11 protein-coding genes are annotated in these 14,012 nt (G+C 67.3%); 7 read left to right on the top strand and 4 right to left on the bottom strand.

What is annotated here, in order from left to right; all coding sequences use genetic code 11:
- Window positions 1–47: 47 nt before the first annotated feature.
- The 3 genes from KOD61_RS07245 (at window position 48) to KOD61_RS07235 (ending at window position 3,394) form a co-directional block, all read left to right on the top strand.
- The gene (locus KOD61_RS07245) at window positions 48–1,469 is read left to right on the top strand and encodes a replicative DNA helicase (RefSeq protein WP_215218061.1); all 1,422 of its coding nucleotides are present in this window, start codon (window positions 48–50) and stop codon (window positions 1,467–1,469) included.
- 22 nt (window positions 1,470–1,491) lie between these two features.
- The gene (gene alr, locus KOD61_RS07240; protein WP_215218060.1) at window positions 1,492–2,583 is read left to right on the top strand and encodes an alanine racemase; all 1,092 of its coding nucleotides are present in this window, start codon (window positions 1,492–1,494) and stop codon (window positions 2,581–2,583) included.
- A 109-nt stretch (window positions 2,584–2,692) separates the two neighbouring features.
- Entirely contained in the window at window positions 2,693–3,394 is a 702-nt protein-coding gene (locus tag KOD61_RS07235) for an OmpA family protein (protein WP_215218059.1), read from the top strand.
- An 80-nt stretch (window positions 3,395–3,474) separates the two neighbouring features.
- Here KOD61_RS07235 and KOD61_RS07230 read toward each other — a convergent pair whose 3' ends face one another.
- Window positions 3,475–3,951 (bottom strand): MgtC/SapB family protein, encoded by a 477-nt coding sequence (locus KOD61_RS07230; protein WP_215218058.1) that lies wholly within the window; start codon window positions 3,949–3,951, stop codon window positions 3,475–3,477.
- A 207-nt stretch (window positions 3,952–4,158) separates the two neighbouring features.
- Between KOD61_RS07230 and KOD61_RS07225 the strand changes: the two genes are divergently transcribed.
- The 3 genes from KOD61_RS07225 to KOD61_RS07215 are packed head-to-tail and all read left to right on the top strand — an operon-like array spanning window position 4,159 to window position 12,006.
- Entirely contained in the window at window positions 4,159–9,570 is a 5,412-nt protein-coding gene (locus tag KOD61_RS07225) for a HAMP domain-containing protein (protein ID WP_215218057.1), read from the top strand.
- Window positions 9,555–11,300 (top strand): response regulator, encoded by a 1,746-nt coding sequence (locus KOD61_RS07220; RefSeq protein WP_215218056.1) that lies wholly within the window; start codon window positions 9,555–9,557, stop codon window positions 11,298–11,300. Before KOD61_RS07225 ends, KOD61_RS07220 begins: the two co-directional genes overlap by 16 nt.
- Complete coding sequence (locus tag KOD61_RS07215; protein ID WP_215218055.1) at window positions 11,293–12,006, top strand: sensor histidine kinase; 714 nt, start codon at window positions 11,293–11,295, stop codon at window positions 12,004–12,006. The genes KOD61_RS07220 and KOD61_RS07215 overlap by 8 nt, the downstream gene beginning before the upstream one ends.
- 19 nt (window positions 12,007–12,025) lie before the next feature.
- Here KOD61_RS07215 and KOD61_RS07210 read toward each other — a convergent pair whose 3' ends face one another.
- The gene (locus KOD61_RS07210) at window positions 12,026–12,190 is read right to left on the bottom strand and encodes a hypothetical protein (RefSeq protein ID WP_215218054.1); all 165 of its coding nucleotides are present in this window, start codon (window positions 12,188–12,190) and stop codon (window positions 12,026–12,028) included.
- A gap of 179 nt (window positions 12,191–12,369) precedes the next feature.
- On the opposite strand from KOD61_RS07210, the gene KOD61_RS07205 reads away from it, so the two are divergent.
- A complete protein-coding gene (locus tag KOD61_RS07205) occupies window positions 12,370–12,990 on the top strand; it encodes a ferritin-like domain-containing protein (protein ID WP_215218053.1) in 621 nt (206 codons plus the stop codon).
- 85 nt (window positions 12,991–13,075) lie between these two features.
- Here KOD61_RS07205 and KOD61_RS07200 read toward each other — a convergent pair whose 3' ends face one another.
- On the bottom strand, window positions 13,076–13,390 hold the full coding sequence (locus tag KOD61_RS07200; RefSeq protein ID WP_215218052.1) for a hypothetical protein: 315 nt from the start codon (window positions 13,388–13,390) through the stop codon (window positions 13,076–13,078).
- Window positions 13,391–13,487: 97 nt separating this feature from the next.
- Entirely contained in the window at window positions 13,488–14,000 is a 513-nt protein-coding gene (locus KOD61_RS07195; RefSeq protein WP_251370544.1) for a cysteine hydrolase family protein, read from the bottom strand.
- Window positions 14,001–14,012: the final 12 nt, after the last annotated feature.

The following is a 14,012-nucleotide window of genomic DNA, read 5'->3' as shown; positions in this document are numbered from 1 at the left end:
CCCGCGCTCCGGTCTGCGACGGCCTTTCCAGGAACGACAGCATCGACATGAGCGCACGACCCGGCTTCCGCGGCGAATTCCGCGACTCCCGCTTCGAGACCCGGGCCGAGCAACGCGTCGACCAGCTCCGCATCCCGCCGCAATCGGTCGAGGCCGAGCAGGCGGTGCTGGGCGGGTTGATGCTCGCGCCGGAAGCCTACGACACCGTCGCCGACAGCCTGGCCGAGCGCGACTTCTACCGCCGCGACCACCAGCTGATCTTCCGCGCGATCCGCGAGCTGGCGGAAAAGAACAAGCCCTTCGATGCGGTCACCCTCGGCGAGTGGTTCGAATCGATCGGCGAGGCCGAGCAGGTCGCCGGCGGCGCCTACCTGATCGAGTTGGCCAGCACCACGCCGTCGGCCGCCAACATCAAGGCGTATGCCGAGATCGTCCGCGACAAGGCGATCCTGCGGCAGCTGATCGAGGTCGGCACCAATATCGTCAATGACGGCTTCCAGCCCGATGGGCGGGAGAGCAGCGAGATCCTGTCGACCGCCGAGCAGCAGGTGTTTGCCATCGCCGAGGCCGGCGCCAAGGGGCGCACCGACTTCACCGCGATCAACACCGCGTTGTCGGAAGCCTTCGACGTACTGCAGACGCGTTACGCCAACGGCGGCAGCGTCACCGGCCTTCCGACCGGCTACACCGAGTTCGACGAGATGACGGCCGGCCTGCAGCCCACCGACCTGCTGATCCTCGCGGCGCGCCCGGCGATGGGCAAGACCACGCTGGCGCTGAACATCGCCGAGTACGCCGCGATCAAGAGCAAGAAGGCGGTCGCGGTGTTCTCGATGGAAATGTCGGCCAGCCAGCTCGCGCTGCGCCTGATCTCCTCCAACGGCCGCGTCAACGCCCAGCGCCTGCGCAGCGGCCAGCTGGAGGACGAGGACTGGAGCCGCGTGACCAGTGCGATCCGGATGCTCAAGGAAGCCAAGATCTTCATCGACGACACCCCCGGCCTGTCGCCGGACGCGCTGCGGGCCAAGGCCCGCCGGCTCAAGCGCGAGCATGACCTCGGCCTGGTGGTGATCGACTACCTGCAGCTGATGGCGGTGCCAGGCAATAACGAGAACCGCGCGACCGAGATCTCCGAGATCTCGCGCTCGCTCAAGCACCTGGCCAAGGAACTCAACGTGCCGGTGATCGCGCTGTCGCAGCTCAACCGCTCGCTGGAAACGCGCGCCGACAAGCGCCCGGTGATGGCGGACCTGCGCGAGTCCGGCGCAATCGAGCAGGACGCCGACGTGATCGTCTTCATCTACCGCGACGACTACTACAACAAGGAAAACTCGCCCGACAAGGGCCTGGCCGAAGTCATCATCGGCAAGCAACGTAACGGCCCGACCGGCTCGATCAAGCTGAAGTTCTTCGGCGAATACACGCGTTTCGACAATCTGTCGCACGATTCGGTCGGCAGTTTCGAGTAACCCCACCGCACCCGGCAACCGCATGGCCCGACCCACCACCGCCGTCATCGATACCGGCGCGTTGCGCCACAACCTGGCCCAGGTCCGCGGCCGGGCCCCCGGCAGCCGCGTGATGGCGGTGGTCAAGGCCGACGGCTACGGACACGGCCTGGAGCGCGTCGCCCGTTCGCTTGCCGGAGCCGACGCGTTCGGCGTGGCCGCGCTGTCGGACGCCGAGCGGTTGCGCGCAGCGGGCGTGTCGCAGCCGATCCTGCTGCTGTCGGGCTTCGACGAGCCGTCCGACATCGGCCGGATGCGTGCCCTGCACGTCGACTCGGCGATCCACCACGCCAGCCAGATCGAGATGCTCGAGCAGGCCGATCCGGGCGAGCTGATCGGCTGCTGGCTCAAGATCGATACCGGCATGCACCGCTTGGGCTTCGCGCCCGAGCACGCGCGCGAGGCCCACGCGCGGTTGTCTGCGATACCGGGCGTGGTCGGCGAGATTCGCCTGCTGAACCATTTCGCCAGTTCCGACGAGTTCGACGACAGTCCGTCGCATGGTCGCCAGACCCGCGAGCAGATGCGCATCTTCCACGACACCGTGGCGGGGCTGCCGGGCGAGCGCTCGCTGGCCAACTCGGCGGCGGTGCTCGGCTGGCCCGACGCCCACGCCGACTGGGTCCGTGCCGGCGGCGCACTGTACGGGATGTCGGTGGTGGAAGGGCGGACCGGAGCGGACTTCGGCCTGCAGCCGGCGATGACCTTCGCCACCCGGCTCATCGCGATCAACCACATCCGCAAGGGTGAGCGGGTCGGTTACTCGGCCACCTGGGAGTGTCCAGAGGACATGCCGATCGGGGTTGCGGCCATCGGTTACGGCGATGGCTATCCCCGCGCGGCACCGTCGGGGACGCCGATGCTCGTCAACGGGCGGCGCGCACCGCTGGTCGGCCGCGTCTCGATGGACCTGGTCACCATCGACCTGCGTGGCGTGCCCGAGGCGCGCGTGGGTGACCCGGTGACCCTGTGGGGCCCCGAGCTGCCGGTCGAGACGATCGCGCTGGCTGCGGGGACGATCGGCTACGAGCTGACGTGCTCGATCACGCGGCGCGTGCGGTTCGTGGAACGCTGAGCAGGCAATCCGGCTGCTTCCTGAACAGGCGGCTCCACCCGTCACCCGTCTCATACGCGGGCGTGTTTAGCTTTGTCCCGGTTAACGGCCACAGCCAAAAGGGACACTTATGAAGACTCCGATCCGATATTCGCTCGCCGCCGCGGTGATGACCGCCATGCTTGCCGGTTGCGCGACCTCCGGTGGCGGCTACTACGGCCAGCAGGACCCCTATGGCCAGGGGCCGGACCCGGCCAACGACCGCACCAAGCGCGGCGCCATCATCGGCGCGGCGGTCGGCGCGGTTGCCGGCCTGCTCAGTGGCGATGACGCCACCGAGCGCCGCCAGCGCGCGCTCGTCGGTGCCGGCGTCGGTGGCCTGGCCGGTGGTGCCATCGGCAACTACCAAGACCGCCAGGAGCGCGCCCTGCGCGAGCGCATGGCTGGTACGGGTGTAGACGTGGTGCGTCAGGGTGACAACATCACGCTGAACATGCCCGACAACATCACGTTCGGGTTCGACAGCTCGGCGCTGCAGTCGCAGTTCTACCCGGTGCTGGACGACGTGGCCGCCACGCTGCGCGAGTACAACCAGACTATTGTCGAGGTCGCCGGCCACACCGACAGCAAGGGCACCGACGCGTACAACCAGGAACTGTCGGTCCGTCGTGCCGATTCGGTGGGCAATTACCTGATGTCCAAGGGCCTGATGCGCGACCGGTTCATCATCACCGGCGCCGGCGAGAGCCGCCCGATCGCGAGCAACGACACCGAGGCCGGGCGCGCGCAGAATCGCCGCGTCGAGATCACCCTGGTGCCGATCCGCTCCTGATCGGTCGCAGGCTGCACATGACGGACGGGCTCCACGGAGCCCGTCTTTTTTTTGGCCCGTACCGGGCGGGTGGATCCGCGTTAACCACCGCCCTTGGCCGATCGCTTCAACAGACGATCGCACAGGTTCAGCAACATCAGTACCAGCAGGGTGAGAAGGGTGGCTGCGGCGGCAAGGACGTAATAGTGGAACCCCGCGGCGAGGCCGACCACGGCCACCATCAGCAACGACGCGGCCGTGGTGATGCCCGCGATGGTGTCGCCGCCGCGACGAGCGAAGATCGTGCCCGCGCCGATGAACGCGACACCGGCGATCACCGCTTCGACCATCCTGAGCGGGTCGATCCGCAACTGTCCCGACGTGTTGGCGAACAGTCCGTCATCGGCCAGCGCCAGCCGCCCGATGCCCACCAGCAACGCCGCGGCGCCCGCCACGAGCATATGGGTACGAAAGCCGGCGGGGCGATCCTTGAGCTCGCGCTCGAGCCCCACCAGCCCACCAAGCACCATGCCGATGGCGGTTGCCCACACGGCCTCGAGTTGCGTTGTCCATTCCATGTCGCGCAGTGTCGGCGGTCGCGCGTTTAGGAAGCGTCACCGTATACACGTCGTGAAAGGATGCTCACGCGCGATAGGCTAGTTTTGTACAAATTTCACACCTGTATCACTTGATTGCTCAGGGGGAGCTCAAGAGTGACGTCAAGCACCAAGCGCACCGCGCGATCCGCCAGCCCGAGCGGCACCATATCCACCGAACCCAAGGCAATGCCGTCGCGCGATGCCGCAGCCCAGCAGTTGCTGGAAGCCCTGTGCGCGATGCGCGATGGCGATTTCAGCGTCCAGCTGCCGGTCCACTGGGACGGCATCGAAGGCAAGCTCGCCGATTGCTTCAATGCGATCGTCACCAGCAACCGTCACCTGGCCAACGAACTTAACCGTGTGGGGCAGGTGGTCGGGCGCGAGGGCCAGACCCGCAAGCGCCTCAGCGTCACCAACCACGGCGGTGCCTGGCTCGGCATGCAGCAGTCGGTCAATGGCCTCATCGACGACCTGGTGCGCCCGATCGAGACGATGACCGAGGCCACCGCCGGCGTCGCCAAGGGTGACCTGACCCGCACCGTGCCGTTGGAAACCGACGGCCGTCCGCTGCAGGGCGAGTTCCTGCGGTCGGCGACGATCGTCAACCGCATGATCGAGCAGATGGGCGAATTCTCGGCCGAGGTGACCCGCGTCGCGCTCGAGGTCGGCACGGCGGGCCGCCTCGGTGGCCAGGCCAAGGTCAAGGGTGTGTCGGGCGTCTGGAAGGAACTGACCGATTCGGTCAACCAGATGGCGTCCAACCTCACCACGCAGGTGCGCAATATTTCGGAGGTGACCATCGCGGTGGCCGACGGCGACCTTTCGCGCAAGATCACGGCCGACGTACGCGGCGAGATGGCCCAGCTCAAGGAGGCCATCAACACGATGGTGGACCAGCTGCGAAGCTTCGCCTCCGAGGTGACCCGCGTGGCACGCGAGGTGGGCACCGAGGGCAAGCTCGGCGGCCAGGCGGTCGTGCCCGGCGTGGCGGGTACCTGGAAGGACCTCACCGACTCGGTGAACGCGATGGCGTCCAACCTGACCAGCCAGGTGCGCAACATCGCCGAGGTGACCACCGCGGTGGCCAAGGGCGACCTGTCCCGCAAGATCGCGGTGGATGCCCAGGGTGAGATCCTCGCGCTCAAGAACACCATCAACACGATGGTCGACCAGCTCAACGGATTCGCCGCCGAGGTGACGCGCGTGGCGCGCGAGGTCGGCACCGAAGGCAAGCTCGGCGGGCAGGCGCAGGTGCCCGACGTCGCGGGTACGTGGAAGGACCTGACCGACCACGTGAACTCGATGGCGTCCAACCTGACCAGCCAGGTGCGCAACATCGCCGAGGTGACCACCGCGGTGGCCAAGGGCGACCTGTCGCGCAAGATCACGGTGGACGTGCGTGGCGAGCTGCTCGAGCTCAAGAACACCCTCAACACGATGGTCGACCAGCTCAACAGCTTCGCGGCCGAGGTGACCCGCGTGGCGCGCGAGGTGGGCACCGAGGGCAAGCTGGGCGGACAGGCAACGGTGCCCGGCGTCGACGGAACCTGGGCCGACCTCACCGATTCGGTGAACGCGATGGCGTCCAACCTGACCAGCCAGGTACGCAACATCGCCGAGGTGACCACGGCGGTGGCGAGGGGCGACCTCTCGCGCAAGATCGGCGTGACCGCGCAGGGCGAGATCCTGCAGCTCAAGGACACCATCAACACGATGGTGGACCAGCTCAACAGCTTCGCCGCGGAGGTGACGCGCGTGGCGCGCGAAGTCGGCACCGAAGGCAAGCTCGGCGGCCAGGCGACCGTGCCCGGCGTGGCGGGTACCTGGGCCGACCTGACCGACAACGTCAACGCGATGGCGTCCAACCTGACCAGCCAGGTGCGCAACATCGCCGAGGTCACCACCGCGGTGGCGAAGGGCGACCTGTCGCGCAAGATCGGCGTCGACGTGAAGGGCGAGATGCTCGAGCTGAAGGACACCATCAACACGATGGTTGACCAGCTCAACAGCTTCGCGGCGGAGGTGACCCGCGTGGCGCGCGAGGTGGGCACCGAGGGCAAGCTCGGCGGGCAGGCGGCGGTGCCCGGCGTGGCCGGTACGTGGAAGGACCTGACCGACAACGTCAACTCGATGGCGTCCAACCTGACCAGCCAGGTGCGCAACATCGCCGAGGTCGCAACCGCGGTGGCCAAGGGCGACCTGTCGCGGAAGATCGGCGTCGACGCGCAGGGCGAGATCCTCCAGCTCAAGGACACCCTCAACACGATGGTGGACCAGCTCAACAGCTTCGCGGCCGAGGTGACCCGCGTGGCGCGCGAGGTGGGCACCGAGGGCAAGCTTGGTGGACAGGCGATCGTGCCCGGCGTGGCCGGTACCTGGGCCGACCTGACCGACAACGTCAACTCGATGGCGACCAACCTGACCACCCAGGTGCGCGGCATCGCCCAGGTGGTGACCGCGGTCGCGACCGGTGACCTGAGCAAGAAGCTGACGGTGGAGGCCAAGGGCGAGATCGCCGAGCTGGCCGACACGATCAACTCGATGACGGACACCCTGGCGATCTTCGCGGACCAGGTGACCACGGTGGCGCGCGAGGTCGGCGTGGAAGGCCGCCTCGGCGGGCAGGCCAAGGTGCCCGGCACCGCCGGCATCTGGGAGAACCTCACCGGCAACGTGAACCAGCTGGCGGCCAACCTGACCACCCAGGTACGCGCGATCGCCGAGGTCGCCACCGCGGTGACCCAGGGCGACCTGACGCGCGAGATCCAGGTGGACGTACGCGGCGAGCTGGCCGACCTCAAGGACAACATCAACGTCATGATCGGCACGCTGCGTGCGACCACCGAGAGCGGGCGCGAGCAGGACTGGCTGAAGACCAACATGGCGACCTTCAGCAGCATGATGCAGGGCCAGCGGGACCTCGCCACGCTCGGCGACATGCTGCTGTCCGAACTCGCGCCGCTCGTCGATGCGCACCAGGGCTTGATGTACGTGGTCGACGGTGACGAGCCGGGCGCCACCCCGTACCTGCGCCAGCTGGCGTCCTACGCCAGTGCGGGGTCGGCCGATGGTCGGCCGAGCCTGGAGTTCGGCGAAGGCCTGATCGGGCAGTGCGCCGCGAAGGCGCGGATGATCATGGTCGAGAACGTCGACCCGAGCTCGGTGCAGATCCGCTCGGGCCTGTTGGAACTGGTGCCGCGCAATGTGATCGTGCTGCCGGTGCTGTTCGAGGACCAGATCAAGGCGGTCATCGAGCTGGCCTCGCTGTCGGAGTTCACCGTCTCCCAGCGTGCGTTCCTGGACCAGCTCTCGCGCAGCATCGGCATCGTGCTCAACACCATCGAGTCGACGATGCGCACCGAGCGTCTGCTCGCGCAGTCCCAGCAGCTGGCCGGCGAGCTGCAGACGCAGCAACGCGAACTGCAGCAGACCAACGAGGACATCGCGCTCAAGGCGGCCTTGCTGGCCGAGCAGAAGAACGAGGTGGAGCGCAAGAACCAGCAGATCGAACAGGCCCGCCGCGCGCTCGAGGAGAAAGCGGCGGAACTGGCACTGACCTCGCGCTACAAGTCCGAGTTCCTGGCCAACATGTCGCACGAGTTGCGCACGCCGCTCAACTCGATCCTGATCCTTGGCCAGCAACTGTCGGAGAACGTCGACCAGAACCTGACGCCCCGCCAGGTGGAGTTCGCCAGCACGATCCACGGCGCCGGCACCGACCTGCTGCACCTGATCAGCGACATCCTCGACCTGTCCAAGATCGAGTCCGGCACGGTCACGGTCGACAACGAGGAGATCAGTTTCCGCCACCTGCGCGAGAACATGGAGCGCTCGTTCCGCCACGAGGCCGAGCGGCGCCAGCTGGAGTTCTCGGTCGACTTCTCGCCCGAGCTGGGTCGCGCACTCGACACCGACCCCAAGCGCCTGCAACAGATCCTCAAGAACCTGCTGTCGAACGCGTTCAAGTTCACCGCGCAGGGACGTGTCAGCCTCACCGCACGACCGGCGCAGGGTGGGTGGACGCAGGGCCATGCCGTCCTGGATGCGGCACCGACGGTGATCGCTTTCGAGGTTACCGACACCGGTATCGGGATTTCGCCGGACAAGCAGCGGATCGTGTTCGAGGCCTTCCAGCAGGCCGATGCGGGCACGTCGCGCCAGTACGGGGGCACTGGCCTCGGCCTGGCGATCAGCCGCGAGATCGCCGGCCTGCTGGGAGGCGAGTTGCGCTTGCACAGCACGGTGGGCGAGGGCAGCACTTTCACCCTGTATCTTCCGCTGTCCTACGCCGGTGCCGACAGTGCCCACGAGGCGCGTGCAGCGCGCGCGCACGAGCGTGCCGCACTGGTTGCCCCCGTCAGCGATGAAACCACGCAGGCGCCGCAGCAGCGACTCGAAGACGACCGCGACGTGCTGGTAGAGGGCGAGCCGACGCTGCTGCTGGTCGAGGACGATGTCCGCTACGCCGCCGTGCTGCGCGACATGGCGCGCTCCAAGGGCTTTCGGGTCCTTGTCGCGCACCGCGGCAGCGAAGCGCTGCGGCTGGTGCGGGACTACCGCCCGAGCGCGATCTCGCTCGATATCTTCCTGCCCGACATGCTCGGCTGGACGGTGCTGGCACGGCTGAAGCAGGACTCCGAGACCCGTCACATCCCGGTACAGATCGTCACCGTGGAGGAGGAGCGCCACCAGAGCATCGAGCGTGGTGCGTTCTCCTACCTGGCCAAGCCGGCCACCACCGAGACCATCGACGCCGCGTTGCAGCGGATCAAGGACTACACACTGCCGCGGGTCAAGCGCCTGCTGGTGGTGGAGGACGACGCCGCCGAGCGGATGAGCATCCAGGAGCTGATCCGTCACGACGACGTCTCCATCGACACCGTCGGCAGCGGCCAGGAAGCGCTGGACGCGCTCAAGCGCGACGGTTACGACTGCGTCGTGCTGGACTTGCGCCTGCCTGACATGACCGGTTTCGAGCTGCTGGACCTGCTGCAGGCGGAGCCGACGCTGCGCGACGTGCCGGTGGTGGTGTTCACCGGCAAGGACCTGAGCATCGACGAGGACCGCCGGCTGAAGAAGGCGGCCAAGAGCGTCGTCATCAAGGGGGTGGAGTCACCCGAACGCCTGCTCGACGAAACCGCGCTGTTCCTGCACCGGGTCATTGCCGACCTGCCGCCGGCCAAGCAGCGGATGGTGCAGAGCCTGCACGAGTCCGACGACGCGCTGCGCGACAAGCGCGTGCTGGTGGTGGACGACGACGTGCGCAACATCTTCGCGCTGTCGAGCGTGCTCGAACGGCACGGCATGGACGTCGTCACCGCCGGCACTGGCCAGGAGGCCATCCAGAAGGTGGCCGAGGACGATGAGATCGCGCTGGTGCTGATGGACATCATGATGCCGGGCATGGATGGCTACGAAACCATGCGTGCGATCCGCGAAGACCCCCGTTCGCGGGCCTTGCCGATCGTCGCGCTGACGGCCAAGGCGATGAAGGGCGACCGCGAGAAGTGCCTGGAGGCCGGTGCCTCCGACTACCTCGCCAAGCCCGTCGTCACCGACCAGTTGCTCGGAGTGCTGCGCCTGTGGCTGCATCGCTGACCTCCGTGCCGGGCCAGCAGAGCCCCGACGAGCCGGTGAAGATCCTGCTGGTCGACGACCAGCCGGGGCGGCTGTTGACCTACCGCGCGATCCTGGAGCCGCTGGGCGAAGAGCTGGTGGAAGCCAGCTCCGGCGTCGAGGCCCTGAAACGACTGATGGAGGACGAGTTCGCGCTCATCCTGCTCGACGTCAACATGCCCGACATGGACGGTTTCGAGACCGCCAGCCTGATCCACCAGCACCCGCGGTTCGAGAAGACACCGATCATCTTCGTTACCGCGGTCAACGTCACCGACATGGACCGCCTGCGCGGCTACAAGCTGGGCGCGGTCGATTACGTCATGGTGCCGGTGATCCCCGAGATCCTGCGCAGCAAGGTGGTGGTGCTGGCCGAGCTGCATCGGAAGCGGATGGAGCTGCAGGCGGCCAACGCCAAGCTCGCGGCGGCCAACCGCGCGTTGCAGGCCGAGCAGGAACGCGAGCTGGAGGTGCTGAACGAGTCGCTGCGCAACGCCAACGCGGCGCTGGGTGCGCAGAACGTGGAGCTACATGGCGAGGTCGCCGAGCGCACCCGTGTCGAGCAGTTGCTGCGCGAGGCCGACCGTCGCAAGGACGAGTTCCTGGCGACGCTCGCGCACGAGTTGCGCAACCCGCTCGCGCCGCTGCAGAACGCGCTCAGCATCCGTCGACTGTCCGACGCCCCGGGCGATCCCGCACTTCAACAGGTGATGGAGCGGCAACTGGGCCTGCTTGTCCGCCTGATCGACGACCTGCTCGATATCGCGCGCATCAGCCAGGCCAAACTGACCTTGCGCAAGCACGCGACATCGCTGCAGGAGATCATCGATTCGGCAATCGAGATCGCCCGTCCGTCCATCGAACACGGGCGCCACCAGTTGGTGCTGACCGTACCCGAAACGCCGGTTCCGCTGGTCGCCGACCAGGCGCGCATGTCCCAGGTGTTCGCCAACCTGCTCAACAACGCGGCCAAATATTCCGACGCCAATGGCCGCATCGAACTGGTAGCCCGGGCCGACCGGCCTGGTGGCCGGGTCGAGGTGCAGGTGCGCGACAGCGGCATCGGGCTCGCGCGCGAGCAGATGGACCGCATCTTCGAGATGTTCTCCCAGGTAGAAACCGCGGTGGACCGCGCCCACGGCGGGCTCGGCATTGGCCTGACCCTGGTCCGCCGGCTGGTCGAGATGCACGGGGGCGAGGTGTCTGCGGCGAGCGACGGGCTGGGCGCCGGCGCCTGCTTCACCGTCTCGCTGCCGATGCACCAACCCGAGCCCCAAGCCGAAGCCCCGGCGGCACCGGCATCGACCACGGAAGAAATGCACAAGCGCGTGCTGGTGGTCGATGACAACCGCGATGCCGCCGACACGCTGGCGATGATGATCGAGATGCTGGGGCACCAGGTGCGGCGGCTCTACGACCCCCATGCGGTAGTCGCCGAGATGGAATCGTTCCAACCCGACCTGGTGTTCCTTGATGTCGGTATGCCCGGGCTGAGTGGGTATGAGCTTGCGCCGCGCCTGCGGGCGATGCCGGGGTTCGAGGACCTGGAGATCGTGGCGGTGACCGGCTGGGGACAGCCGGAGGATCGCCGTCGGACCCGGGAGGCCGGCTTCGACGAACACCTGGTCAAGCCACCTTCGCTCGATGCCATCCGGCAGTTGTGCACGCAACCGGTGCGCGACACGACGCGCAGGGAGCAGGTCGATGGATGAGCGCAAACCGCATGCGGAGTCCGTCGTGCAGGAAGCCCCAGACCCGACGCCGCAGTTCCTCGGTCGGCTCGCCCACGATCTACGCGGCCCACTGTCGCCGCTGCAGACCGCGGCCTACCTGCTCAAGCGCGATGACCTGGACGAGGATCGCCGCGTCGAGTTGCTGGACATCATCGACCGTCAGACCCGGCGGCTGAGCAGCATGGTGCAGGAGGTATCCGACTGGGTCCGCGCGCGTGAGGCCCGGCTGGTCACCTACCGCGAGGTGGTCACCGTGCCGATGCTGCTGGACCTGGCGGCGGCCAACCTCGGCGCGGGAGTCGCACTGGAGGCGGTGCCGCAGCTGGACGAAGCCTGCGTCGAGGTGGACGTGCAGCGCATCCTGCAGTTGCTCGAGGCACTCGTGGAGTTCCTCGGCTCCCGCGCGCCGCAAGTGCGGGTCGAGGCCAACGCAGACCGCGGACGCGTGCGACTGCTGGTTGCAGCGCCCGGTAGCGGCTGGCAGGACCAGGACGAGCGCGACACCCTGTTCCAACAACCCCAGGCCGCGCCCTTCGACGAAGGGCTCGGAATGCGCTTGCTGGTTGCGCGTTCAATCGCGGAAGCGCATGGGGGGGAGCTCGCGGGCGTCGATGCGCCCGATGGCTCGGCCGCCGTGCGGCTCTATCTGCCGCTGGCCGACTGCGCCGCCCTGGAAAGCGTCTAGCAGTCGCGGCCGTTCGCAGTCAGTCCGGGGTCTTGGCCGGAATAAACGGTGACACCGGGTCGCTTGCGGGGAAGGTTTCCTCCAGCGCTTCGTCCTGGTTCTCGTTCTCGTGCCGCTTACGCTCTTCGGCGTCCTGCGGCTCGGCGGATGTCGTGTTTTCAGTGCGCGGCAAATTGGCGTTCATTGTGCGATCCCTCGGGCCCGGCGCCCTTTCGGTCACGATACGACCTGCCTGCTAAGGAGGCGTGAGCAACGCGTGGGCCGGGCTTTACGGTGCCGCCAGGCGTCGCGCATAGGCTGGTCCCAGGTGCGATGCGCCTTCCCCCCACCGGCATCGCCGGACAGAACCCGCAGGAGTACGCAATGGCTACCAGCAAGCACGACCAGGCCCAGTTGCACGAGTTGCTTTACCAGGCGTTGGAAACCGAGATCGGCGGCGCGCAGATCTACGAGATGGCGATCGAGTGCGCGGTCAACGACGACCTCCGCAAGGAATGGCAGGAGTACCTCGAAGAAACCCGCACGCACCGCAAGGTGCTGCTCAATGTCTTCAGCGAGCTCGGACTGGATCCGGAAGTGCGCACCCCGGGCCGCGAGGTCGTCGCCCACCTGGGGCAGTCCTACGTCGCGGCGATGCAGATGGCGATGAAGGCCGGCGACCCGGTGGCGGCCGAGCTGGTCGCGGGTGAGTGCGTGGTGCTGGCGGAGACCAAGGATCACCTCAACTGGGAGCTCATCGGGCACGTGTCCAAGAAGGCCACGGGCAAGGAAGGCTCGGTGCTGAAGCAGGCTTTCGAGGCTGTCGAACAGCAGGAGGACCACCACCTCTACCACACCACCGGCTGGACGCGGGAGCTGTGGATGGGTGCCCTTGGGTTGCCGGCCGTGCTCCCGCCGCCGGAGGAGGTCAAGAACGTCGAGACCAAGATCGGCGCGTCGCGGGCCGAACAGGCACGAGGCGAAATGCTCAAGCGCAGCCATTGACCGCCGAGGGCGCGAGCACGGCTCGCGCCCTTTCTTCCAGGCATGGCGCGAGCGGCTCCCGCCCTTTTCTTCCGGCCGGGCGTGGTTACGCCGCGACGCGTTTTTCGTGCATCCGGCGCCATGCCGCAGCGGCCGCGGGCTGGGCTTCGTTCCAGTCCAGCGGGCTGCAGCCCCGCGTGCGGTAGTAAGCCTCCGCCAGGTCCTCGCCGTGGTGCTCAAACAGCTCCACCTGCCCATGCAGGAACGCGTTGATGCCCAGTTTCAGTGCGGGCTCGTAGTCCTCGTACGACAGTCCTGGCCGGCAAAAAGGCGCGTTGGGGTAATGCGCGCGCCAGTAGTCGAGCTCGCCGTCAAAATCGACGTAGCTGGGCGTGGACGGTGATGCGGTTTCAGTCGACATGGAATTCCCTCCCTGAACTGCCCCCCTGCCTTCGCCATTCTCGGCCCAATCCGAGGCGAACTGCAAACCACGTCTCTGAATCTTTCATCGGGCGCGGTCAGGCGCGTGCATACCGGGCGGTGCGTACGTCGATCTTCATCGAATCCTTCATCAGGGCCAGCGCGCGCTCGGTGCGTTGCGGACTGATCGAGGCGACGCAGTCTCGGGGGACATGGACGGCGAATTCCCTCATGTGGGCGTCGGTGGCCGTGGTCAGCACGCAGCCGTCGGCGGCGACGCCGGTAATCACCAGGCGCTTGGCTCCGAGCTTGGCAAGCAGGATCGCCAGCGGCGTGTCGAAGAATCCCGAATGCTTGGGCTTGAGCACGAAGTAGTCGTCCGGTTCCGGCGGCAGGCATCGCGCCAGCTCCGCCCCCAGGCTGCCGTCGTGCTGGCAGATGGCGACCAGCGCGCTGAAGTCGACCTGCCAGTGCATGAAGTTGTCGTTGACGTACACCACGGGCACGCCTTCGCGCTTCAGTCGCTGCTTCAGCGTGGCGATCCGTGGGGCCGCCTCGGCGGCCTGGGGACGCATTGCCTTGCCCCCCTCGAAGTCGAGGGGGTTGATCATGTCCACGATCAG

The sequence above is a fragment of the Lysobacter luteus genome, from assembly GCF_907164845.1.
GTDB classification, from domain to species: domain Bacteria; phylum Pseudomonadota; class Gammaproteobacteria; order Xanthomonadales; family Xanthomonadaceae; genus Novilysobacter; species Novilysobacter luteus.
The sequence above is the reverse complement of the archived record's forward strand: the minus strand, read 5'-3'. Positions and strand labels throughout refer to the sequence as shown.